Origin of the sequence: Marivirga sp. (genome assembly GCF_051117495.1) — a bacterium.
In the GTDB taxonomy this organism is placed as follows: Bacteria; Bacteroidota; Bacteroidia; order Cytophagales; family Cyclobacteriaceae; genus Marivirga.
On sequence record NZ_JBNPEF010000015.1, the window covers coordinates 101,937 to 127,575 of the forward strand.

General features: G+C 34.7%; 19 protein-coding genes. 12 read left to right on the top strand and 7 right to left on the bottom strand.

Going from position 1 to position 25,639, the window contains the following annotated elements; genetic code table 11:
• Positions 1-12: 12 nt before the first annotated feature.
• The 5 genes from ACFE0M_RS08900 to ACFE0M_RS08920 all read left to right on the top strand — a co-directional run bounded on the left by ACFE0M_RS08900 (position 13) and on the right by ACFE0M_RS08920 (position 6,819).
• Entirely contained in the window at positions 13-948 is a 936-nt protein-coding gene (locus ACFE0M_RS08900; protein WP_434545402.1) for an MlaD family protein, read from the top strand.
• A 44-nt stretch (positions 949-992) separates the two neighbouring features.
• Positions 993-2,621, top strand: coding sequence for an acyl-CoA carboxylase subunit beta (locus ACFE0M_RS08905; RefSeq protein WP_434545403.1), 1,629 nt, complete (start codon positions 993-995; stop codon positions 2,619-2,621).
• 35 nt (positions 2,622-2,656) lie between these two features.
• Positions 2,657-3,499: a transglutaminase-like domain-containing protein gene (locus tag ACFE0M_RS08910; RefSeq protein ID WP_434545404.1), complete on the top strand. Its 843-nt coding sequence runs from the start codon at positions 2,657-2,659 to the stop codon at positions 3,497-3,499.
• A 61-nt stretch (positions 3,500-3,560) separates the two neighbouring features.
• Entirely contained in the window at positions 3,561-5,456 is a 1,896-nt protein-coding gene (gene gndA / locus ACFE0M_RS08915; protein ID WP_434545405.1) for an NADP-dependent phosphogluconate dehydrogenase, read from the top strand.
• Between the two features lie 7 nt (positions 5,457-5,463).
• On the top strand, positions 5,464-6,819 hold the full coding sequence (locus ACFE0M_RS08920; RefSeq protein ID WP_434545406.1) for a GntP family permease: 1,356 nt from the start codon (positions 5,464-5,466) through the stop codon (positions 6,817-6,819).
• 68 nt (positions 6,820-6,887) lie between these two features.
• Here the strand turns inward: ACFE0M_RS08920 and ACFE0M_RS08925 are convergent, their stop codons facing one another.
• Positions 6,888-7,523 (bottom strand): 4'-phosphopantetheinyl transferase family protein, encoded by a 636-nt coding sequence (locus ACFE0M_RS08925; RefSeq protein ID WP_434545407.1) that lies wholly within the window; start codon positions 7,521-7,523, stop codon positions 6,888-6,890.
• A gap of 16 nt (positions 7,524-7,539) precedes the next feature.
• Here ACFE0M_RS08925 and ACFE0M_RS08930 point away from each other — a divergent pair, with 16 nt between their 5' ends.
• The 5 genes from ACFE0M_RS08930 (at position 7,540) to hutU (ending at position 13,121) form a co-directional block, all read left to right on the top strand.
• Positions 7,540-8,457 carry a WD40 repeat domain-containing protein gene (locus ACFE0M_RS08930; RefSeq protein ID WP_434545408.1) on the top strand — a complete coding sequence of 306 codons (918 nt, stop codon included), beginning with the start codon at positions 7,540-7,542 and terminating at the stop codon, positions 8,455-8,457.
• 105 nt (positions 8,458-8,562) lie between these two features.
• Positions 8,563-9,318: a DivIVA domain-containing protein gene (locus tag ACFE0M_RS08935; protein WP_434545409.1), complete on the top strand. Its 756-nt coding sequence runs from the start codon at positions 8,563-8,565 to the stop codon at positions 9,316-9,318.
• Between the two features lie 56 nt (positions 9,319-9,374).
• The gene (locus ACFE0M_RS08940) at positions 9,375-10,556 is read left to right on the top strand and encodes a hypothetical protein (RefSeq protein ID WP_434545410.1); all 1,182 of its coding nucleotides are present in this window, start codon (positions 9,375-9,377) and stop codon (positions 10,554-10,556) included.
• An 86-nt stretch (positions 10,557-10,642) separates the two neighbouring features.
• Positions 10,643-11,008 (top strand): dihydroneopterin aldolase, encoded by a 366-nt coding sequence (folB, locus tag ACFE0M_RS08945; RefSeq protein ID WP_434545411.1) that lies wholly within the window; start codon positions 10,643-10,645, stop codon positions 11,006-11,008.
• A 439-nt stretch (positions 11,009-11,447) separates the two neighbouring features.
• Positions 11,448-13,121, top strand: coding sequence for a urocanate hydratase (gene hutU / locus ACFE0M_RS08950; RefSeq protein WP_434545412.1), 1,674 nt, complete (start codon positions 11,448-11,450; stop codon positions 13,119-13,121).
• A 51-nt stretch (positions 13,122-13,172) separates the two neighbouring features.
• On the opposite strand, the gene ACFE0M_RS08955 is transcribed toward hutU, so the two are convergent.
• Complete coding sequence (locus tag ACFE0M_RS08955; protein ID WP_434545413.1) at positions 13,173-13,610, bottom strand: DUF4174 domain-containing protein; 438 nt, start codon at positions 13,608-13,610, stop codon at positions 13,173-13,175.
• 364 nt (positions 13,611-13,974) lie between these two features.
• A complete protein-coding gene (locus tag ACFE0M_RS08960; RefSeq protein WP_434545414.1) occupies positions 13,975-14,454 on the bottom strand; it encodes an Lrp/AsnC family transcriptional regulator in 480 nt (159 codons plus the stop codon).
• Between the two features lie 124 nt (positions 14,455-14,578).
• Here ACFE0M_RS08960 and ACFE0M_RS08965 point away from each other — a divergent pair, with 124 nt between their 5' ends.
• Positions 14,579-15,832: a cystathionine gamma-synthase family protein gene (locus tag ACFE0M_RS08965; RefSeq protein WP_434545415.1), complete on the top strand. Its 1,254-nt coding sequence runs from the start codon at positions 14,579-14,581 to the stop codon at positions 15,830-15,832.
• 247 nt (positions 15,833-16,079) lie between these two features.
• The gene (locus ACFE0M_RS08970) at positions 16,080-17,609 is read left to right on the top strand and encodes a SulP family inorganic anion transporter (protein ID WP_434545416.1); all 1,530 of its coding nucleotides are present in this window, start codon (positions 16,080-16,082) and stop codon (positions 17,607-17,609) included.
• Between the two features lie 220 nt (positions 17,610-17,829).
• Here ACFE0M_RS08970 and ACFE0M_RS08975 read toward each other — a convergent pair whose 3' ends face one another.
• From ACFE0M_RS08975 to ACFE0M_RS08990, 4 genes are all read right to left on the bottom strand, one after another.
• Positions 17,830-20,241 (bottom strand): outer membrane beta-barrel protein, encoded by a 2,412-nt coding sequence (locus ACFE0M_RS08975; protein WP_434545417.1) that lies wholly within the window; start codon positions 20,239-20,241, stop codon positions 17,830-17,832.
• A gap of 194 nt (positions 20,242-20,435) precedes the next feature.
• Entirely contained in the window at positions 20,436-22,298 is a 1,863-nt protein-coding gene (locus ACFE0M_RS08980; protein ID WP_434545418.1) for a helix-turn-helix domain-containing protein, read from the bottom strand.
• A gap of 267 nt (positions 22,299-22,565) precedes the next feature.
• Positions 22,566-23,828 (bottom strand): LamG-like jellyroll fold domain-containing protein, encoded by a 1,263-nt coding sequence (locus ACFE0M_RS08985; RefSeq protein ID WP_434545419.1) that lies wholly within the window; start codon positions 23,826-23,828, stop codon positions 22,566-22,568.
• A 275-nt stretch (positions 23,829-24,103) separates the two neighbouring features.
• Complete coding sequence (locus ACFE0M_RS08990) at positions 24,104-25,579, bottom strand: aminopeptidase P family protein (RefSeq protein WP_434545420.1); 1,476 nt, start codon at positions 25,577-25,579, stop codon at positions 24,104-24,106.
• Between the last annotated feature and the right edge of the window lie 60 nt (positions 25,580-25,639).

Genomic DNA, 25,639 nt, shown 5'->3' on the forward strand with positions numbered 1-25,639 from the left:
AAACTATACAAATTGAAAATAGCTAAAGAAATTAAAGTTGCCTTCTTGGCAATCGTATCAATCGTCATATTTTATTTTGGATTTAATTTTCTGAAAGGGATAGATTTTTTCAATCCTACTAATGAATATTATGCAATATATGACCATGTCAGTGGGCTTACTGAATCAAATCCTGTACTCCTTAGTGGATTATCGGTTGGTAGAGTAAGCAATATTGAAATCTTACAAGAAGATGACAATAAATTGAAAGTGTATTTTGAAGTTAGGGAAGATATTACTTTAGGCGAGAATTCTGAAGCAATTTTAGCAACGGATATTTTGGGTTCTCAAACCATTATTTTGAAAAGAAATAATGTTCAGAATCCACTGCCCAAAGGAAGCGAAGTTCAAGGCGGTATTGAACCATCACTTACAGAGCAAATCCAAGAACAAGCATATCCTGTTTTAAAAACATTGGATTCTGTTGGACAACATTTAAATGGTATTCTTGCCAATATTGATCAAAATGAAGAATCTATTCAAAATATTATGCTTAATGTGGAGCAAACCACACAAAATCTAGCTAAAATATCAGAAAAACAGGCAACTATCACTGCCATGCTTGATGATTTCAAGAAAATTTCCGCGACCTTGGCTGATGAGAAAAACGGACTTAAAGCCTTACTTCAAAAGACCAACGGCATCGCAGATTCTGTAAATGCTTTAGAATTAGCAAGGGTTGTCAATCGATTAGATTCCACTTTAATTACAATCAATAATACTGTGGCTTCCATGCAAGATGGGGAAGGTACTGTTGATAAATTATTGAATGATGATTCTTTATATTTGAATCTTAACCAAACACTTGTTGATCTTGATGCGCTGTTAATCGATATGAAAGATCAACCCAAAAAATATGTTCATTTCTCTCTTTTTGGTAGAAAAGACAAAAAGGACAAGAAAAAATAATGGAAACACTCAATTAATTATTAAATAGATCAGGAAACGACTCAATGGATATCGCATTTAATAAAAACGAAGACCTCAACAAACAGGAGGTAGATAAATTAAAACACAAACTTGAAAAAGTATATTTAGGAGGAGGAGAAAAAAAGATTGCTTCCCAGCATGAAAAAGGTAAACTGACTGCCAGAGAAAGAATCGATTATTTATTGGATGATGATTCTGAATTCCTAGAAATTGGTGTATTTGCTGCCGATGGAATGTATGAAGATGTAGGAGGTTGCCCATCTGCGGGAGTTGTGACTGGAATTGGCTATGTGGAAGGAAGACAAGTAGTAATTGTGGCAAATGATGCCACAGTAAAAGCAGGAGCATGGTTTCCAATGACTGCCAAAAAGAACTTACGTGCTCAGGAAGTAGCGATGGAAAACAGATTACCTATTATCTATTTAGTGGATAGTGCAGGCGTTTTCTTACCAATGCAGAATGAAATTTTTCCCGACAAAGAGCATTTTGGAAGGCAATTTAGAAATAATGCAAAGATGTCCTCTATGGGGATTATCCAAGTAGCGGCCATCATGGGAAGTTGTGTTGCTGGTGGTGCATATCTACCTATTATGGCTGATGAAGCTATGATTGTGAATAAAACCGGATCTATATTTTTAGCAGGCTCATATTTAGTAAAAGCGGCCATAGGTGAGGATATCGATAACGAAACTTTGGGCGGGGCTAGCACTCATTGTGAAATTTCTGGTGTTACGGACAATAAGCATGAAACAGACCAAGATTGTTTAGATGATATTCGCAGAATCTTCAATAAAATTGGAAGTTTCGATAAAGCAGGTTTTAATAGAGAAGAGCCTGCTGCACCAGCTAAAGATGAAAAGGAAATTTATGGAATTTTACCTAATGATAGGGTAAAACCATACGATACTAAAGACATCATTGAAAGATTGGTTGATAATTCTGAATTTGATGAATATAAAGCACTCTATGGAAAGTCTATTATTTGTGCAACTGCCAGAATTGATGGCTGGGCGGTAGGGATTATAGCCAATCAAAGGAAAGTAGTGAAAACCAAAAAGGGAGAAATGCAGATGGGCGGAGTAATTTATTCTGACTCTGCAGATAAAGCAGCTCGGTTTATCATGAACTGCAACCAACGTAAAATCCCTTTAGTGTTCCTTCAAGATGTTAGCGGCTTTATGATTGGGAGCAAATCTGAGCATGGAGGCATCATAAAGGATGGTGCTAAAATGGTAAATGCCATGGCTAATTCCGTAGTACCCAAATTTACTATTGTTATAGGTAATTCTTATGGTGCAGGTAATTATGCAATGTGTGGTAAGGCTTATGACCCTCGTTTGATCTATGCTTGGCCAACAGCACAAATTGCTGTCATGAGTGGGGCAGCAGCGGCCAAAACATTATTACAAATTAAAGTCGCTACCTTAAAAGCAAAAGGAGAAAAAATATCTGAGGAAGATCAAGAGAAAATGCTTAAAGATATTACCGATAAATATAATGAGGAACTTTCCCCTTATTATGCGGCTTCAAGACTTTGGGTAGATGGCATTATTGACCCATTGGAAACCAGAAAGGTAATTTCTATGGGTATAGAAGCAGCGGATCATGCTCCTATCGAAAAGCCGTTTAATGTTGGCGTAATTCAAACCTAAATCATTGAATATTGGAATTGGATAAAAAAGAATTTATGGCATTAGTTTCCCTTTTAGAAGATGATGATGAGGAAGTAAATCGTCATGTGGAAGGGAAAATAATGTCTTTAGGTAGTGATATAATTCCATATCTGGAAGAGCAGTGGGAAAATAGTTTTGACCCCAATATCCAAAGCAAAATTGAGGATATGATCCATACACTTCAATTTTCTAGATTGAAGGAAAGAATCCGTAATTGGAAAGAAAAAGGAGGGGAAAGCTTGTTGGAAGGAATGTGGTTGATTTCACTTTACCAATATCCTGACACAGAACTCAATGATTTAAATAAAGAAATTGAACAAATATATTATGATATTTGGGTTGAACTAAAGGAAGATTTACATCCTTATGACCAAATAAAAATCATCAATGGGGCTTTGTTTAACAAATTAAAATTCAGGGCTAACACCAAGAATTTTCATTCGCCTAATAATTCTTTTTTGAAATCAGTTTTAGAAAGTAAGAAGGGAAATCCTATATCACTGTCAGTAGTTTATATGTTAGTGGCAGAAAAGTTAGGCTTGCCGATTTACGGAGTGAATTTGCCAAATTTGTTTATCATCACTTATAAAAGTGAGGAAGTACAATTTTATGTCAATGCTTTCAATAGAGGTTTAATCTTTTCTAAGAAAGACATCGATAATTACTTAGCCAATCTAAATTTAACCCCCAAACCAATTTATTATGAGCCATGTTCTAATGAAGATATCATAAAAAGAGTATTGCGAAACCTCATAATGGCATTTGAAAAATTAGGAGAACACCATAAATCAGAAGAGGTGAAAGAACTTTTAATTGAGCTTTCTGGTGGAATTGATTTTGATGCTTTAGGCCTTTAGAGCAGGGTTCACTTATACTTCGTAAAATATTTTATTTATATTTAAAACTTATCTTTTAAATATGAATAACTCAACTCCACAGATTTTTTTCGTCATGGGTGTATCAGGTGTTGGTAAAACAACAGTTGGAAAACTTTTGGCCCAACAACTCAGGATTCCTTTTTTTGATGGAGATGATTTTCATTCAGAATCAAATATTCAAAAAATGGCTTCTGGTCAGCCTCTTAATGATGATGATAGGGCAGAGTGGCTTAAGAGTTTAAATGATTTAGCTAACCAACATGTGCAAAAATCCGGGTGCGTTATTGCTTGCTCTTCCTTAAAAGAAAAGTACAGAACGTTACTTGAGGATGGCTTAAATAATGCAGTAAATCGGATTTTTCTTAAAGGTAGTTTTGAGCTTATTTCGGAGCGTTTAAAAAATAGGAAAGGGCATTATATGCCTACAAATTTACTGCAATCGCAGTTTGATATACTTGAGGAGCCAGATCAAGCACTTACTTATAAAATAGAAAATAGCCCTAAAACCATAGTGGAAATGATAGCTCAAAATCTAGAAACGCAGGCTGAATTTGGATTAATAGGTTTGGGGGTTATGGGGAAAAGTCTATGTAGAAATATTGCTTCCAAAGGAGTGAAAATATCTATGTTTAATCGCCATGTCCCAGAAAAAGAAGAAAATATTGCCTATAATTTTAAAAAGCAACATGTGGAACTTCAAAATTCGCTGGTTTTTGATCAGTTGCACAAGTTTGTAGCATCCTTAAAGCGCCCTAGGAAAATTTTTTTAATGGTTAATGCAGGTCCAGCAATAGATACGGTTATTGAAAAATTAATCCCCCTTCTTTCAAAAGAAGATATTATTATTGATGGGGGTAACTCACACTTTAAAGATACGGCTAAAAGAGAAGGTCTTTTATCCAACCATGGAATCTTTTTCATTGGATGCGGAGTTTCAGGTGGTGAAGAAGGGGCTTTAAAAGGGCCTTCTATTATGCCTGGCGGTGATAAAAAAGCTTATGAAATAATAAAACCTTATTTGGAAAAAATAGCTGCCAAAGATAAAAACGCTAAAGCTTGTTGTACCTATATCGGCAAATCAGGTAGTGGTCATTTTACAAAAATGGTACATAACGGGATTGAATATGCTGAAATGCAATTATTGGCAGAGTTATACCAAATTTTTAAAGCTAATGGTAAAAACCCTGATGAAATTGCACTAATTTTTTCTAGTATTGAGGCGGATGCTCAAAGCTATTTATTAGAAATCACCATTGATATTTTAAGGAAAAAAGAAAATAATGATTGGTTGATTCATAAAATACTAGATAAAGCTGGAAATAAAGGAACAGGTAATTGGACTACCATTACATCAGCTCAATTAGGGGTGCCGTCCACACTCATTTCAGGAGCATTGTTTGCCAGATTTTTATCAGCCTATAAGGATGAGAGGGTCCAAGTGCAGGAGATCTTACCATCCAAGTTAAATGCTTTTGATATCAACGAAAATATAATTTTAGAAGCTTACCAATTAGCTAGAATCGTGAATCATATTCAAGGTTTTAAGCTCTTGAAACAGGCTTCAGAAACATATAAATGGTCGCTTAATTTAAGTGAAATTACCAGAATCTGGACGAATGGGTGTATTATTCGATCAGAGTTTATGGAGAAATTAGTAGATATGCTCAAGAATGAGAATGATCTAATTTTGCATGTTGATACTGTCTCCTCTATCAAAAAACTAAAACCTGCACTTACTCAAGTTGTTGCCAAATGTATAGACAGTAATATATCTGTTCCTTGTTTGAGTGAAGCTATCAATTATTTGAATGGTATTTCCCAGGCTGATTCCCCAGCTAATTTAATTCAAGCGCAAAGAGATTATTTTGGTGCACATACCTACCAAAGAGTGGATGATAAATCAGGTAATTTTCATCATACTGATTGGTTAAACTAGATTGATTATGGACTATAGCTTACTTTTAGCTGTTTTTGCTGGAATTGCAGTTTTATTGATTTTAATTCTTAAAATTAAACTTCATGCATTTGCTTCTTTATTAATTGCTAGTATAACGGTTGGTATTTTAGCAGGACTTGATCCATTAGCTATAATGGATACCATAAAGGAAGGTATGGCCAATACACTCGGCTTCGTAGCCACAGTTGTAGGTTTAGGCGCTATGTTTGGAGCAATTTTAGAGCATTCAGGGGGAGCCAGAATTGTAGCAGATTTCTTATTAAAGAAATTTGGAATCAAAAATGCTTCTAGTGCTATGGCAGTGGCAGGTTTTATTATTGCTATTCCTGTATTTTTCGAAGTAGGCTTTATTCTTTTAGTTCCTATGATTTATGCCTTACATAAAAGAACGGGTAAATCTCTTTTAATTTTCGCACTTCCACTCTTGGCAGGTTTGGCTGTAACTCATGCTTTTATGCCTCCTACTCCAGGCCCGATTGCGGTGGCTGATATTATTGGCGCTAATTTAGGTTGGGTGATTTTAATAGGGGGTATGGTAGGACTCCCTTCGGCTATTATTGGGGGTATTTTGTATGGGAAATATATAGGTAATAAACTCTTTGTAGGCTTACCTGCCTTATCTACTAAAAGTGAAAGTGAAACAGTAGTGAGCGATAAAAAACGACCTCATATTTATACCATATTAGCTATAATAGCGATTCCAATTCTTCTTATTCTGCTCAGTACTTTCAATGATAGTGGATTGCTTCGATTCTCTAATCAGACTTTTGACAAAGTAATTACTTTAATAGGCCACCCATTTGCAGCTTTAATTATTGCCAATATTGTGGCCTGGTATGTACTTGGAATTAGATTGGGCTTTACAAAAAAAGAATTACAAGCTATTAGTACTAAATCCTTGGGGCCTGCAGGAATGATTATCCTAATTACAGGTGCAGGAGGAGTATTTAAGCAAATATTAGTAAATACAGGAGCCGGTGAAATGCTGGCTTATTCTTTATCCGATTTAGGTTTTCCAGTGATAATTTTTGCTTTTTTTGTGGCCATATTGATTAGAGTTATGCAAGGCTCTGCAACAGTTGCCATGATTACTGCTGCAGGATTAGTTTCTCCATTAATTATGCCGGGTACTAGTAATTTTACATTAGCTTGTTTGGTGATAGCCATTGCAGCAGGTGGCACGTTTATGTCGCATGTTAACGATAGCGGTTTCTGGTTGGTGAAGGAGCTTTTAGGAATAACTGAAAAACAAACATTTAAAACATGGACAATTATGACTGGCATAATTGCTGTTTCTGGTTTTTTAATGGTACTATTAATCCATATACTTTTCTCAGGCTAGCGACAAATACTGTTGTCTTTAGTAGAGTTTAGAATAATAATGTCCATTATATGATTAGTGTTTTTACTTCATGTCACATTCAAGCAAATAAAATACTCTCCCAGCTCATAAAAAGCCAATTGATAGCTTTTATTAAAATCATTCTTATGGATTTCTCCTGTCATTAAAGTCCACTCTTTATTTTCCGGCTTTACGCTTAAGTGCTCCCTGAAATCCAATTCTCTTTTCATAAAAAGCTTATATAGCACTTCCTTAGCAGACCACATTTTAGAGAAATAGACCAAATTGTTTTGGCAGTAATCCATTTCTTGAGGAGTGTAAAGTCTAGGTGCAATTTTAGCCATTTTAGCTTTTGGTTTTTCTATATCAATCCCTACATCTAATTGATGACCAATGGTCAAGGCAATGTAATTTTCGGTATGTGATAAAGAAATATCATATTCGGAATCAGGTATTTGTGGTTTACCGAATTCATTTCTGAAAATAGGTTGGTCAGATATTTTAAGCTCATGTAAAACCATTTTGCACAACATTCTGCCTGCCATAAATTCCAGCTTCTTCTCAGGATGGGTGGTTTCCGCTAGTATATTTTTGTCTATGGTACTAAGTTGTACATTTTGAAGGTAGAATTCTAAATCCTCTTCAATTTTCCAAACTGCCAAATGAATATTCTCGTTGATTTGCTTTATGTATTCTAATGCCATCGCTTAACTTTACAATATGCCTAAAATTAATGTAGAAAAAATTCAAAGCCTAACCGGACACAAAGATTGCTTATATGTAGTGGAACCTGCAAGTGAAAGTCACCTCTTTTTTTCAGCTGGCGGTGATGGAATTGTAGCCCTCTGGGACCTAAAAGATCCTGAATTGGGTACTATGGTCGCTAAAGTTAAAAATTCTGTTTATGCACTTCATTTTTTAAAGGAAAACAATCAATTGATAGTTGGGCATAACTATGAAGGCATACATCTGGTGGATGTAAATGAAAAACAGGAATTAAAATCTGCTAAAATTACCGAAAGTGCCATTTTTGATATTAAAGTGGTCAAAAATATCATTTTAACCGCCTGCGCAGATGGACAATTAATCTTGTCTGATATAAAAGATTTAAGCACTATTGCCAAGTTGCCATTGAGTGATAAAAGTGCTAGATCCATAGCAGTTCACCCAGATGGAAAAGAAGTAGCTGTAGGATTTAGTGACAATACCATAAAAATAATTTCAACCTCCGATTGGCGTTTAAAAAAGGAAATCAACGCGCATGATAATTCTGTTTTCACTTTGCAATATTCATTTGATGGAAACGTATTGTTGAGTTCTGGTAGAGACGCCCATTTAAAAATTTGGGATGTAAAGAGTGATTATATCCTTATGGAATCCATAGTGGCTCATATGTACGCCATCAATAATATCAGCTTTAGACCTGATGGGAAATATTTTGCTACTTGCAGTATGGATAAAAGCATTAAAATATGGGATGCACAAACATTTAGATTATTAAAAGTAATAGATAAAGCAAGACATGCTGGTCATGCCACCTCAGTTAATAAATTGCTTTGGACGGACTATCAGGACCAATTGGTGAGCGCCAGTGATGATCACACACTATCAATTTGGGACATACAAATGCATAAATAAAAAATAAGGCTGTATATTTATATCTTGAAAAAGTGAAATACTTTTCTTAGCATTAAGACAAATCCTCTTCGGATGCGTTATTTAATAAATCAATAGTATAACAACATGAAGATTACTCCTTTAGAAATACGACAAAAAGAATTTGAAAAAGGCTTTAGGGGCTATGATAAAGATGATGTCAAGGCATTTTTGGCTTCCCTTTCTCAGGAATGGGAGCGGGAAATGGATATGCAAAAGGAGTTAAAGCTTAAATTAGAAGCTGCTGAAAAGGAAGTAGAGAAACTTCGTCAGGTTGAAAGCTCACTTTATAAAACCTTAAAAACAGCTGAAGATACAGGGGCGAATGTGGTAAGTCAAGCCAATAGAACGGCTGAATTGCATTTGAAGGAAACCCAAATGAAAGCCGATAAATTATTGTCTGACGCACAGCAACGAGCTAAAGACATAGTGGAAGATGCTAATCATAAAGCGCAAACCATTTTAGAGGAAATGGAGGATGAGCTAAAAGAAGTGGCCGAAGGCTTTAAACAATTGGAAAACCACAGAGATAACGTGGCAGAGGAGCTCAAAAATTTAAGCAATGGCTTGAATGATAAAGTAAAGAAGATCGAGGACCGCATGCAGCATGTGGACATAGAAACCCATCTAAAAAGAGCCAGAAAGGCTGTCAAGAAAATCCAGAACGCGGATGAATACGAATTAGAGGAAATCAAAAGTAAACCTATAATTCAAGAGGAAGTTAAGGCTCCAAATGTTGAGAAAAAAGCTAAAAAAGAAGAGTCTGTTAAGAAAGAAACCGAAAATAAAAAAGAAGATGGTGGAGATGATACTTCCTTCTTTGATGAAATAACTGCTGATTAAAGGGTTTGATCAAAATTTCGATTTTTAAATATATTAAATTCAATTCTTTTGATTTATTGCTTGGAAGAAAATCATTTTTATTGATAGCGTTGTTGATATTCAGTATTCAAGAATGCTTTTCCCAATCCATTGTTAAGGATTTTCTTTTTTATAGTTATGGTAGCAATAAAATCACATCTTATCATCGAAATGTCTTCGGATCATTTCAAATCTCTCCAAACTATATAGGAAAAAAAGATACCCTTCTTTTTGAATTGGATTTTACTGATAACGATCAAGATACCATTTACCATTTGGAAAGCTCAAAAATTATGAGTCCTGATTTTATGGGTGATTTCTCGATTGGACGAAATAGCATTCATATAGGTACTGAATTTAATACCTGGTCAAGTCGCCATCCAAACTTATATAATTTAAAAGTAAGCGTTACCGATTTGAATCATAACATTGATACCATTTTTTCTGAAATTATAGGGATTAGGGATTTGTATTGGGTTGATAATGAATTCATTATCAATCAGGAAGATTCAATTCTGAAAGCTTTTGAATTAGATACTTTAATATCAGATTTAACAACTCTTCACACAGCAAGGAGTGTATTTGCTAACTCAATATTCCTTAACGATTTACCTTCAGAATCTGTAATGGGTAAATGTGATAGTTTGGGGATTTATGTTTTTGTCAATACAAATAAAATAAAATCAAGAGTCAAATTAGAACATTTCTTAAAAGCAAACCAGAATTCCCCATCCCTAGTCGCTTTTTATAAACTGGAGGATAATGAACATTCACCTTTAATTAAGGGAGTTTTGAAAGGATACAGGAATTTCAAGTTGTTGGACAAAAAACCAGAAAACCTCATTCAATCACCATTTAAAATTTATGAGCTGAACGGACAAAGAATTAAAGCTTTGAAGGAAAGATTCAACCCATTTAAATTTAAAGTAGATACTAATGGGAAGGATTCAATCATTGTGAAGATAGATTTAAAGCAATTTGGTAGTTATATTCAAGATTTCAAGTTTGAAGTGAATTTTTATGATTTGGAAGGATTTAATTTCAAATCTAGCAATTTAAATCATGTGAATTATCACAATAATAGCTTAGAATTAAATATTAAAATACCTGATAATATTTCAATTGAGGAATTCTCAAAAGTTAAGCTTTTGATTTATCCATCTTATAGTAACTATTGGTTTAATGAAGATTTGTCGATTATTCAACTGGATATTTATTAAATTCAAAATGTAAAAACAATCAGAAAAATACTTTGTATTAAATGGATATTTGTACCTTTTTTGTAATCTATTAGGATTATATTTTTATGAAGGGAAAAGTAGCACTCTCCGGAATGGCATTTTACGGCTATCATGGCTATTATGTGGAGGAAAATAAATTAGGGAATCATTATACGGTTGATTTGGTGGTGGAAACTGAATTTGACCAAATGGATGATAATCTGGAAAGCACTTTAAATTACGAAACGCTTTACAAGACCACCGAGGAGGTGATGAAAAAGCCCCTCAAATTACTGGAAACACTGGCTTTTCATATCGGAAAGAAAATCCTATCAGAAAATGAATCTGCTTTAAAAGTAATGGTAAGAGTCAATAAACAACAACCACCCATTGGGGCTTTGTGTGATAAGGCTTATGTAGAATTAGAGGTGGATAGGGAAGATATTTCTTAGGAGAGTTACACTTTCGTTATTCTACTGAATCGGATTAGAACGTCATCCCTTTGAAGAAAGGGATTTTGTTATATTGAAACGAAGTTTCAATAATAGGAAAGAGCGCTATAACCTCTCAAATCTCATAACTAGTGGCACAAAAACCATCTTCGAAAAATCAATAAATATTTTAATCATAGATTAAAATCATAAGATTCCTGTCTTTACAGGAATGACGCACGGATGAGTGTTTTTAAGTAAACTATAGAGTGTGTCACTTTTCTTAGAAAGGTATGTTTAGATTTAATCCAGCATATAGATAGGGTTGCAAAACCGCTTTATCAAAGATAAAACCAAACCCTTTCCAACGAATAAAATTAAATACATTCATTTCTAATTTGCCTTTTTGTTGAATTTACTGCTATTTCACATTCGGAAAGATTGAACAGAACTACTAGTTATGGAAACGACAAAGAAATATAATCCCGAAACTTATAAAACCCCAACAGGAAGCCAATTGAACTGCAAAGGCTGGGTGCAGGAAGCTGCACTTCGAATGTTACTAAATAATTTAGATCCGGAAGTGGCTGAAAGACCGGAAGACTTAATTGTTTATGGAGGAAGAGGTAAAGCCGCCAGAAATTTTGAATCACTGGATTTAATTATTAAAGCGCTTAAGGATTTAGAAGAAGACGAAACTTTGGTAGTCCAATCTGGTAAGCCAGTGGGGATTTTACCGACTCACAAAGATGCGCCTAAAGTATTGATTTCTAATTCTCAATTAGTACCAAATTGGGCCAACTGGAAGCATTTTGATGAATTAGAGAAGAAAGGCTTGATGATGTATGGGCAGATGACAGCCGGAAGCTGGATTTATATTGGTTCTCAAGGTATTGTCCAAGGGACTTATGAGACCTTTTCAGCTATAGCCAATAAAGATTTCAATGGAAGTTTGAAAGGTACTTTAACTGTCACTGCCGGATTAGGTGGTATGGGCGGAGCTCAACCGTTGGCAGTGACCATGAATGACGGAGTTTGTCTGGTTGCCGAAGTAGAACAATGGCGAATTGATAAAAGATTAAAGACCAGATATCTGGATGAATCCATAGAAGATATGGATGCTGCTATTGATAGAGCTTTGGAGGCCAAAAAGAATCAGGAAAGAGTTTCTATTGGGGTTCCTTGCAATGCAGTTCATCTACTAGAAAGACTGAAAGAAAGAAATGTTATTCCAGATGTTTTAACTGATCAAACTTCAGCGCACGATCCTTTAATCGGATATGTGCCACATCAAATTAGTTTGGAGGAATCTAATGTTTTAAGGGAAGAAAATCCTGATAAATATGAAGAGCTATCTTATGAATCCATGTATAGACATGTGGAGCTGATGTTGGAATTGCAAAAAGCTGGAGCTATCACTTTCGATTATGGAAATAACCTAAGAGCAAGGGCACAGGAGAAAGGCTTGAAAAATGCTTTTGACTTCCCGGGTTTTGTACCTGCCTATATTCGCCCATTATTTTGCGAAGGAAAAGGTCCTTTCCGTTGGGCAGCACTTTCAGGTGATCCTGCTGATATAGCCGAAACCGATAGAGTGATAAAAGAATTATTTCCAGAGAATGAATCTTTAATGCGCTGGATGGATATGGCGCAAGAAAGAATTGCTTTTCAAGGCTTGCCTTCAAGAATTTGTTGGCTTGGACAAGGAGAAAGAGAAAAAGCTGGATTAGCTTTCAATAAATTAGTGAAAGAAGGAAAAGTGAAAGCTCCAATTGTGATTGGTAGAGATCATTTGGATACAGGTTCTGTAGCTTCCCCAAATAGAGAGACTGAAGCTATGTTGGACGGTTCTGATGCCGTGGCAGATTGGCCATTATTAAACGCTTTAGTGAACACTGCAGGCGGTGCCAGTTGGGTGTCCTTGCATCATGGTGGTGGAGTTGGCATGGGCTATTCCATTCATGCCGGAATGGTGATAGTGGCTGATGGTACGGAAGATGCAGAAAAGAGATTGAAACGAGTCTTACATAATGACCCAGGAATGGGCGTAATTCGCCACGCAGATGCTGGCTATGATATCGCTCAAGACACTGCCAGAAAACATAAATTAGACATTAAAGAAAGATTGAAATAGAATCGAATCCGGTCTGACGCATTACGCGTCTGACCGGTATTTCTAAGAATATTAGTTTCCATCCCTCATTTCCCGTTGCCTCATGGGCATAGCATCAATAGTATTAAATAATTTTTCATTTGATATAGGAGAGTCCTCTCTAAGTTTAACTCCTCCATCTTTGCCTATCAATAAATTTTGGTAGGCTTGGTTATCATCAATATTCATCTCTTTTATGATTTGTTGGAAATCTAATAGGTGATATTCATTTGAATTCCATATTTCAACTTTTTGGTTTTTAAGGATGATAACTTTCAAGTCTCGTTCATCATACCCATCCTTATTTTGACTGATTTTAGCTAGCTGTCCTTCAAATGGGGCGGATTTCTGATCGTTTGAGTAAATGATCAGAACCCTGTTTTTCCATTGAAAATCATCCAAGCTTTTAATTTGGGCTTGAGTGGAACTCAACTGAAAGATTGAAAGTGTAAAAAATAATAAGTATCTCATGGTATTTTCAACTAATTGAACTGGAGTATGTTTAAAAAGTACGTCTCAAGATAAGGTCGCTCCTATGGAGCTTTGGAGAGTGCTATGATTAGAATTACCATAAGGTCGTCCCGCTGGGACTTGTTTTCTTATCAAAGATTGAGATTTAAAAATTGACCTGCTGTTCTATTAATATATGGAAACGACTTTAAGATTAAAGGTAATGACTTTTTAATCAGGTTTAAGTGAAATAGAAATCAATATTTATGCACCAAGAATGCTCTACCATAGCACCGTAGGTGTGATCTTATGGTAACTTTGAAGCGAAAATAAAAATCTAAGCTCCGTAGGAGCGACCTTATTCATATCTATTAATCAACAATTATCACCCCAAAGGCACAGCAATTGTATCCGTAATTTTCTTCATTACAAAGGAGCTTTGAATATTTGCCAGATTCTCACTGGTAGATAATTTATTCACTATAAAATCTTGAAATGCATTCATGTCTTTTATCAAAATCTTGAGATGGTAATCATATTGCCCGGCCAGGTGATAACATTCTGTAACTTCTGGAATCTGCGCTACATGAGCTTCGAACTGAGCCAGTTTATCTTTGGTGTGTTTTTCTAGTCTCAACATGCAGAGTGCCATTAATCCTTTACCGGTTTTATCTGCATCAATCAATGCAACATATTGCCCGATTACGCCTGTTTTTTCCAATCTTTTTACCCTTTCGTAAACAGGCGTAATGGTCAAATCAAGCTGTGCCGCTAACTCTTTATTGGTTATGCGTGCATTCTTTTGCAGGAGCTTTATGATTTGAATATCTGTTGAATCTAAACGAATAGTAGAATTATTTTCCATTTAAATAGATTTAGAGGTACTTAAAAAGATTATCTGTCTTTAAAATTCAAAAATATAGTTTTATTTTCTTTAATATATAGTATCTAAGAATTATTTTCTAATTTTATAAAAAATAATAGAAATTATGAGCGAGCATTCTTTTTCACCTGAGAGCCTAATGATGTCTTTTGGCTATAAGCCCGAATTATCAGAAGGAGCTATTAAATGTCCTATTTTTCAGACTTCAACCTTCGCTTTTAAAAAAGCAGAAGACGGTAAAGCATTTTTCGAAGTAGCTTATGGTAAGCGAGAAAAGTCTGATGAGGAAGAATTAGGTTTGATTTATAGCCGTTTGAATAATCCTAACCTTCAAATCACCGAAGATAGATTATGTCTTTGGGATGGAGCCGAAGACGCAGCTATTTTTGAAAGTGGCATGGGCGCTATCAGCAGTATGTTAATGGAATTCTTAAATCCTGGAGATGTGTTATTACATTCTGTACCTGTTTACGGTGGAACTGACCATTTCATCAATCATGTTTTACCAAAATGGGGCATTCAATCTGTAGGAGTAAACCCTTATCAGGATAAAGCCGAGGTTATGCAAGAATTGGAAGCTAGCGGAATGAAAGATAAAGTTCGTTTCATTTATCTGGAAACTCCTGCCAATCCCACTAATGCTTTGGTAGATATTGGGATGTTTAGAGAGATTGCAAATGAAATTCAAACTCAAGAAGAGCCAGTTTACATAGGAGTAGATAATACTTACATGGGGCCTGTTTGGCAACATCCCTTAAAATTAGGAGCTGATTTAGTGATTTATTCAGCCACCAAATACATTGGAGGACACAGTGATTTAGTAGCTGGAGCATGTTTAGGTGCAGCAGATTTAATAAAAAGAGTGAAAGGTTTTAGAACTTTCATGGGAAATATGGCTGGCCCTCACACAGGTTGGTTGCTAATGAGAAGTTTGGAAACTCTTAAAGTCCGAATGGAGAAGCAAGCTGCTAATGCTGAGGAGGTTGCTAATTTCTTAAATACACACCCTAAAGTAGAGAAAGTATATTATCTAGGGAATTTAAAACCTGAAGATGGACGTCAATATGAAATCTTTAAAAAGCAATGCACTTCCAATGGTGCCATGTTGGCTTTTGACATCAAAGGTGGTGAAAAAGAGGCTTTTAAATTCTTAAATAGCACTAAATTAATAAAATTAGCGGTTAGTTTAGGAAGTACTGAATCTTTAGCTGAACATCCTGCTACCATGACCCACTCGGATGTTGATGAAGAGTTAAGAAATAAAATATCAATTACTTCTAGTCTAATACGAATTTCTGTGGGAGTGGAGGATGCCAAAGATTTAGTTTGGGATATTGAGCAGGCTTTAGAGAAAGTTTGATTTTTAATAATTAAGAGTCTAGAACCAAGATTCTAGACTCTTGATGTTTTAACTTTCAGAATTACTATTGAGCTTTTTGTCTATTGAATGTTGTCAACTGTCTATTAATCACAGCAAGTAGCTCTATTTTCAAAATTTCAGAATATTTTTTCATTTTGGTTTATTTTTAATAATAAACCCTTACCTTTGCGCGCTCATTTGAGAAACGGCTATACAATATGATTGTAATAAAGCCAATTTTGAGCACATGAAACAATATTTTAAATTATTTGACCTTTCTCAAAAAGTAGATTACAAAACCGAGGTTTTATCGGGGATTACAGTTGCTATGGCTTTAATTCCAGAAGCGGTGGCCTTTGCGTTTGTAGCCAAACTCTCTCCCCTTACAGGTTTGTATGCGGCTTTTGTGATGGGATTAGTAACTGCTATTTTGGGTGGACGTCCTGGCATGATATCGGGTGCAACAGGGGCTATAGCGGTTGTAGTTGTTTCCTTGTCAATAAAATTTGGTGTAGAATATGTCTTAGCGGCCGTCATATTATCTGGAATTATTCAGATAATTGCTGGAATATTTAAACTTGGGAAGTTCATGCGTTTAGTTCCTCATCCGGTAATATTTGGGTTCGTAAACGGATTAGCCGTAATTATTTTTACCTCTCAATTAGCTCAATTTAAAGATGATGCTGGTAATTGGTTAACAGGAGAACCATTATATATTTTATTAGCTTTAGTTTTTGGTACCATGTTGATAGTTTGGGGGTTGCCTAAGGTTACTAAAGCCATTCCATCTTCTTTGGTGGCGATCTTGGTAGTTTTTGGTATTGTTGTTTATTTTGGAATAGATACTAAAACAGTTGGGGACGTAGCTTCCATTAAAGGTGGTTTTCCTCCATTCCATATTCCTACAATCCCATTAAATTGGGATACTTTCATGATAATTTTACCTTATTCAGCTATAATGGCTGCAGTTGGATTGATAGAAAGTCTGTTAACCCTCAATATCATTGATGAAATCACCGAGACTAGAGGTAGAGGAAATAAAGAAGCAGTAGCTCAGGGTACAGCCAATATATTGTCTGGCTTATTTTCAGGAATGGGTGGATGTGCTATGCTTGGACAAAGTTTGATTAATATTTCTAATGGCGCTAGAGCTAGACTATCAGGAATTGTTGCAGCTGTAATGTTACTAATATTTATCATGTTTGGTTCTTCTTATATAGAGCTGGTGCCAATGGCCGCTCTAACAGGTTTAATGATCATGGTGGCTATTGGAACCTTTGAGTGGGCCAGTTTGAAAACACTTAATAAAATGCCAAAGTCTGATATTCTGGTTATGGTATTGGTAACCTTGGTGACTATCATTCTACACAATTTAGCGTTAGCTGTTATTGTTGGGGTGATCATTGCGGCATTGGTTTTTGCATGGGATAACGCCAAAAGAATTAGAGCCAGAAAGCGAGTTGATGAAAATGGGGTAAAGCATTATGAGATTTATGGTCCGTTGTTTTTTGGGTCAGTTTCGGCTTTTAATGATAAATTCGATGTGATGAACGATCCTGAGGAAGTTATTATAGATTTTCAAGAGAGTAGGGTAGTGGATATGTCTGCTATTGAAGCCTTGAATAAAATTACGGAACGATATTTGAAAGTAGGTAAGAAAATACATTTGAAGCATTTAAGTCCTGATTGTAGAAGACTTTTGCAAAATGCAGATAAAATTATTGATGTTAATGTAATAGAAGACCCTAATTATAAATTGGTGGTTGATAAAGTTTAGTATTTAGTTTTTCATAGTGAGTAGTTTTGGTTTAGGTTAGAAAGCCGGGAGTAGTGACCCGGCTTTTCTTTTTTTAGATTCTAAAATGGTTTGGACTTTGCCGCTATTTTTTAGATTTGAAATATATTTCTTTATTATGTTTAATTAAAAGTGAAATTGATATTACTATTAGCCCAGTAGGAAAGTTGAAAACATTTCTTTTTCAATATATGAAAGTTGGTTAATTCACTCTATTTTTTTCGTCTTCAGAACCTGAGTTAAGTTTTACGGATTTTAACTTATTATTACCAAATGTTTGAGTATAGGTAATATTTAAAGATTGTATATTAAGGTCTATATTGGCATTACTTATACCTTTTCCATTTAATATAACCCCTTCAATATCAATTGGATTAAAAGTGTCAAATACATCAATAAAGGAAAAAGAAAGACTCCCTTTTTCAAATGATTTTCTTATACCTAGGTCTATACGTCCGTAAGGCTGGCTTTTCCACAAGCCCATGAACTGTGCTGAAAAGTAATTTCCTGAAGCTTCTATTGTAAAGTCTTTTGGTAAGGAAAATGTAAATGTTGAATTGGCATTCCAGGTAAAACCTTCATCCTTAAGGCCATTGTGTGTTTTGAATGATTGATGATTTAGGGAGAAGTCATTTTGAATATCCCACCATGAGGTGATAAAAATAGGCAAGCTAGATGTAATTGCCAAGTTATTGAAATATTCCATATTTTGGCTGCGGTATATTTGTTCTCCTGTTTCAGGATTGGTTTCAGGTTGATATTGTTGTATTTGATTATCCGTAGTATTATACTTTACTGAAATCCACCAGCTTTTTAGTTGATAGCTCAGATCTATGCCATCTGTAATTGCTGGAAATAAAGCCGGATTTCCTGCGAAAAATGTATTTGGGCCATTAAAAAGAACAAATGGTGCAATTTCACCAAAACTTGGTCTCGTAATTCTTCTTGAATAGGCTAAACTAATGGTGCTTTCTTCAGCTAGTTTATTGGAAATGGAAAAATTGGGAAAAAGGTTACCATTTTTTCTGTCAACCAATCCTGTGTTTTCTCCATCACTTAAATATGTATTGGTAAATTCATAACGTAATCCACTATAAATTTTTAGGTTTTCTGAAATACTCCAGTCAAATGAAACATAACTAGCCCAAACATCTTCTGTTAATTTTGCTAAGTTGGTAAATCTGTTATTAACAGTCCATTGTTCTTGTTCAAAGTCTGTTACTATTACATTATTCTCTAATTCTGACAGACTTACTTTTACACCTGCCTGCATTTTTAGCTTGTCGTTGGTTAGGTTTGTGTAGTCAATTTTACTGACTTTAAAATTAATTGGGGTATCTTTTGTGACTTTTAATGCAGTTTCTTCTTCTTTCTCATCATTAATTTGAGTATGAATATCATAAATTGAAGGGTTATCATTTTCAAAATACAGGTAGTCAAAATGAGCATCTAGTGAATGTTGCTTATTAAACCGATGCTGTAATCCAAAACCAAGAATAGCATCCTTCCAGATGTTACTTTCATTGAATTCCATAGTAGTTGTAATAGTAGAATCTGGAGATACCTTGTTTACACTGGTTGTAAATGCGTCCATAAACCAATTACGTTTATGCCCAGTAGCTAGTAAGTTGACAGTCGTTTTATTGGTTAATTCATAAGAAAATCCTGCACGTAGATTTTGTTCTGTTAAATTAAATACTCTTTCTTGTTCAATATTTATGGTTTGGTCAGAAATATCCCTAAATATTTTTCTGTTTTCTAACCATAGTTGTTCATTTTCATCATTACGAATGCCGTATTCTATAAAATAGTTTATACGATTCTGGCGATGGTTCAAGCTTAAATTGCCTGCTAATATTTTGCCCTGATTATAGCCGGCTGTCAATGCTATTATGCCGTTTGTACCCAAATCTGGTGAATTTTTGGTGATGATATTGATTAAACCTCCTACACCTTCTGCATCATATTTTACAGGGGGAGATGTTATGAGTTCTATTTTTTCAATGTTTGTGGCATTCATACCATTTAGCATTTGCACAACTGCTTCTATAGGCATTTGACTTAATTTCCCGTTGATCATAATACCCACACCATTTTGCCCAAACATTGTAATACTATTATTCTGCTGATTAACAATTACCCCCGGGCTTCTGGCCAGTACATCTAAAACCGATTTTGAAGATGATGTAATTTGACTTTGCACATTCACTACCATACGGTCTGCTTTTTTCTCGTATAATGGTTTTTTTGCTTTAACTACTACTTCATCAAGGTTTTGAGCATCCACTTTCATTATAATAGTGAGTACAATGTTTGATTTTTCATTTGTTATTTCTAAGGTTTGAAAGAAAGGATCATAACCAATCATCAGAGTTTGGAGAATGTAGTTTCCATTATTTATATTTTTAATTTCAAAATTACCTTCTGCATCTGAAACAGTACCTGTAACCAGAGCAGAATCCTTGGGTTGAAGGATAACCACATTGGAAAAAGATAGAGCAGCATTGTTTGAATCCTTAATTGTCCCCGTAATTTTATTTTGTGCTTGAGCAAATTGCAGTGTCCATAAAAGTATAGTAATCAAAACGGCAGTAGTTTTAAATAAGCTATTCATGATACTTTATATTTAAATTAAAATAAAAAATTGAATAATATAAAGTTCAGAATATTGTGGTAATGCTACATAGTACTACTGTTGCGATAGCTTTAAAATTTAATAACAGGCTTTAAATTATGTTGCATTTATTTAAGAATGGTTGTGTAATAATATGAATTAGTAGGAATCACCTACTCTTGACAACAAAAAAGCTATGGACGATTTTCTTCGGGAAATCCTATTTTATTTAATAGTTCGTCATAACGAGGATCATCCTTAAGTAATAAAAGGTTAGGGTCTGTTTGCAGCCAGATTAAATCAACTTCATGTCTTTCATAAGACCTTTCCAAATAATAAAAAGCACTGTCAGTCATATCCATACTCGCATAAGCATGAGCAGTAAAGACATTGATCATGGCCTCATTTTTTGTTACGCGTTCTCTAAGCTCTCTCATAAGCTTATCCCGAAGCGTAGGTTGATTGAGTTTGTCATAAGCAATAGCTAAGTGAGCCACCATGGAAGCATGCCTTTTATCAGAAATTTCCAGTCCTTTTTTTAATGTTTTTTCGGCTTCCTGATGCATGCCCATTGCATTGTATAAGTTGCCAAAATGATCGTAATAAGCTTCCTGTTCTGGGTCAATTTCAAATCCTTTTTCAATGGTTTGGAGAGCCTTATCCACTAGTTCAATATGATAATAAGCATAGGCCAGGTTCCAGTAAAAAGTACCTGCAAAGGGATCAGACTGAATTTCTTGTTTGCATTCCGTAATCACTTTTTGGAATCTTCTCAACATCAGGTCTAGATGAAAATCAGTATAGCCTGATCTGTGTTCTAGTTTTCTGGCTTTTTTAAACAGCTTATCTGCTTCTTTAAAATCCCAATCGAAAAAGTATTTTACGATGGCCATATTCCAAAGCAGTAAAGGATGGTCAGGGTCAATTTCTTTAGCCTTATCATAATATGTGTTTGCTATTTTTTTAGCCTCCTCATTTATCAAGTCCCCATACCAGGTGCCTTGAGTAGCATAAGCACCGCCTAACCAAATATACGCTTCCACAAATTCAGGATCATGCTGAACGGCAGCCTCAAAATATTTTATTGCTTTATTAATTTTATCCAATGACCAATTCCCTTCTATTAAATATTTTCCACGAAGATAATTTTCATAAGCCACTGGTTTTTTTGTAATAGGTTGATTAACGGAATTGATTTCATCCTGCGAAATATAAGTGTTAAGTGCTTTGGCAATGCTTTTAGCAATATCAGTTTGGATTGCAAAAATGTTTTCAAGCTTTCTATCATATTGCTCTGACCACAGGTGATTATCAGTTTCCCCTTCTATAAGTTGCGCATTGATTCTTATTTTTCCATTGTTTTCTTGAACACCTCCTTCCAACACATAATTTACTTTTAGCTCCTTAGCTATTTCAGGAATGGATTTATCGGAATTTTTATAGCGCATTGAAGTCGTTCGGGAGATCACATGCATATTTTCAAGTGCTGTAAGGTGATTAAGCACTGCCTCCATTACGCCATCAGAAAAATGCTGCTGATCAGGATTTTTACTCATATTGGCAAAGGGTAAGACAACGATGGATTTTTCCTTTGTTAATTTACCTTCATCTTCATTTCTTCTAAGAAATATAAAGGCAATAACTAGCACAACAAATACACTTAAAATAACATAAAGTTTATAGCTGATCCTTGAAGCTTTCTTTTCTTTTTCTAGAATCGAATTTTTTACCTTACCTGGTGTAGCCCCAAAATAATCATGAAAAGATTTGCTGAAATAGGTAGGACTGTTAAACCCAACTTTATAGGCAACCTCAGCAGCAGAATAATCTTTTTGTTCCAGTAATATTTTGGCTTTTCTTAATCTGTATTCTCTAATAAATTGGCTAATTGATTGGCCCGTAACATTTTTTAATTTTCTATGTAGATGTGATCGGTTTAATCCAAATTCTTTAGCTAAATCCTCTACTCCAAATTGCTCATTACTTAAATTAGCTTCAAGAATTTCTTGCAATTTTAAAATGAAAGGATTGTTGCTATTGGAATTGGAAGTATTCATATGTATATGAATTTACAACAAAATGTTGTTTTTAGGAACTATTTTATTCCAGAATTCTTATTATTCCGAGTCCGATAATCATATATTATTACTTAGACATTTTATTATAACTTTTAAATTTAGGTAATTGTCCTGTCCTTAAATGATGTAAAAAAATGATAAGAATATAAGTTAAATAAAAGAAAAATAGCACTAAGAAGTTCCTCAGTGCTATCTAAATTTAGTATATATCTAAAATTTTATTGCTTATTAAAAATAGGCAAAATATTAACTTTTCGATAAAGCATTTATTTCTTCCGGACTAAGGGTTCTGTCGTATATTCTCACTTCATCAATTGCACCGTTAAAAGGCGCACATGGTCCAGTTGCACACTCACCAATTCCAATATGGAAAGGATTTGTTGATTCCAAATAGGTGCCACAATTTGAAAAACCGCTATCTAAATTGGAAACATCCCTTTGTGTTCCGTTAATATACAGATTGAAGCCGGAAGGGCTGTAATTTCCATTCCAAGTACCCACTACATGATACCACTTATTAGCCTCCAAACTAGTTGCTTCAGTTATTCTGCCATCGTATTTATTACCGTCAGTAGCGTAAAATATATTAAGTCTTTGATCTTCAGTAATACCAAATACAAAACCTATTCTTTCATTACAGGCACCTTCTACACCCGTACCATTATAATTTGAAAGGATTCTCGCAGTACTTCCAACTTCAGAAATATAAATCCAAGCGGCAAAACTGGCTCCATTACTTAAATTTTCGTCTATTTCGGGAGAAGTAACAATATGGTCATCTTCCCCATCAAATTTATATGCTTTACCTGATTGTTGGTTGCGGTCATTAAATGCGGATACTCCATTATTTAAAAACCCATGAAATTCATTGCCACTATAATCTTCTGCATCACCATCGAAAGGATAATAAGCAATTAAACCATTTGTGGGCAGCACAATGATTTCCTTTGTACTAATATTTCCTTCTGGCTCTTGATCTGTGGTCACTTTTAAAGTAGCTTCATATATGCCAGGTGTATTATATTTAACTACAGGATTTGATTCAGTAGAGGAAGCAGGTGAGGCTCCTTCAAAATTCCATTCCCAAGAATTTGGGGAACCAACTGAAGTGTCAGTAAATGTAATCTCATTTCCCTGATCGATAATGGAGTCGCTGGTTTCGAAGGAAGCTTTTACAGACTTAACAACCGTTATAAATTCTGATTTCACTTCTCGGTCACTGCTATTTTCATTTGATGCCGTTAAACTGATATTATATATTCCAGATTCTTCAAATACCACAGTAGGATTTTGTTCCGTAGAAGAATTAATGTTACTACTTCCAAAATCCCATTCCCATGAAGTAGGGTTGTTGGTGGATTGGTCGGTGAAAGTTACAAACTCACCTTCAAAAATGGTGATTTTGGATGCTGTAAAATTCGCATTGATTTCTGGTATGTTTTCATCCTCTTTATCACATGCACTCAAAATTACTAGGCTGAAAATAATAATGGATAATCTTTTTAACATGAAGTTTTTTTTAAAAATGTGAAATGTATTTTTCTTGATAAGAAGTAATATTTGTTACTCTACTTATTAAATGGATAATTTGCGCAAAATAGTAGATTTTGTTTTAATTAAAAAGTAATTAATTAAGACTTTAGTATTTTAATTATTTTCGCTAAAATAAATTGGATTTATTGATATTAGACAATAAATATTATTAGGAGCTGCTAAAATTTATTTTTTATAGAATATGATTTTTGTGTAGCACTTTTCACCCAAAAATAGAAATGCTATTAAATTTATTCATCCAATTTCGGGAAATTAAATTGCCCAAATGCACTATTTCCCTTCATCAGTTTCTCAATTTCCTCACTTTTTCTAGGAGCATCATTTGATAATAATTCCACCCCGTCTTTCTTGATTAGGTAGTCATCTTCAATTCTAACGGGTATATCCCACCATTTTTCATCACATGGACTACCTTCTGGAATATAAATCCCCGGCTCTATAGTGATGACCATGTTTTCTTCTAGCGTACCGTATTCTCCTAAATCATGCACATCCAAACCTATATGATGACAACATCCATGAGGATAGTATCGATGTCTGCCTGTTGCAGGGTCAATTAAATCTTCTTCATTAAGACTTTCTACAATTCCCAATTCCAATAATCCTTTATTGATAATGGCTAAAGTAGTATCAAAAACAGCCGAAAATGGAACTCCTTCCTTAGCAATTGATGCTCCTGCTTCCTGTGCTTTATAAACCAAATCATAAATGGCTTTTTGTTCTTTTGAAAATTTTCCGTTTACTGGGATTGTGCGCGTAACATCAGCTGTGTAACCATGATATTCAGCTCCCAAATCCATCAATATTAATTCCCCATCTTCAATTTCAGGCTTATAATTATCTATATAATGCAATACACAGCCGTTGTGTCCTGCACCCACTATACTAGGATAACCTTCATATTCTGCTTTGTATTTTTTATAAATAAATTCATGCATGCCTTGTACTTCCAGTTCGGACATGCCCGGCTCCATGGCACGCATAACCTCAGCTTGTCCTAAAGCTGATATTTTTACTGCCTTTCTTAGCAAGTCCAGTTCTTCTGCTGTTTTGATACCTCGCATTGGACGAAGTAATTCATCCAATAAAGTTGTATTCAAATTATTTTCTTGTGGCTCCGGAGTGATGTCTAAATTTTTATCATCAGGGTAATTTGCCTTTTGTTTAAATTGTGCAATCAAATCATATAAATCCCCTTTTTCTTGAGTTTGCCTTACGTCATCTTGAAAATCATAGAATAATACTTGGTCAAATTTTGAAAAATCGATTGGGAAAGTCTCAAAATTCGGAGTTTCAAATGCTACCTCCAATTTTAAATCATTCACCGCCTCAGCTGTGCTAACTCTGCCTCCATCATATAACTCGGCCAAAGCATTTCTGCCCCTTACAAATATGATCTCATTCATGGTTTTACCATTAATATTTTGCTCTTCGGAAAAAATCAAAAGCAATGCATGAGGCTGTCTGTGACCAGTTAAATAATAAAAATTGGGATCTTGGTGATATTTAAAGTTTACATCATTGGCACGGTTTCGTATTGGATTGGAAAAGAAAACTGCCACTGAATTTTCAGGCATCTTTCCTCTTAAAATATCTCTTCTCTCTTTATGAAAGTCACTTGAAAGAAAATCCTGAGGTTTTTGTGTTTGGCTGTAACCTAGGGTTGCCATTACAAATAGAAAAAAAAGCGTTTGAAATATCTTCATAATTTTAATTTTTTTGAATTTAAAAATAAAATCCTAAATCAGCCTAGATTTTTATATCAA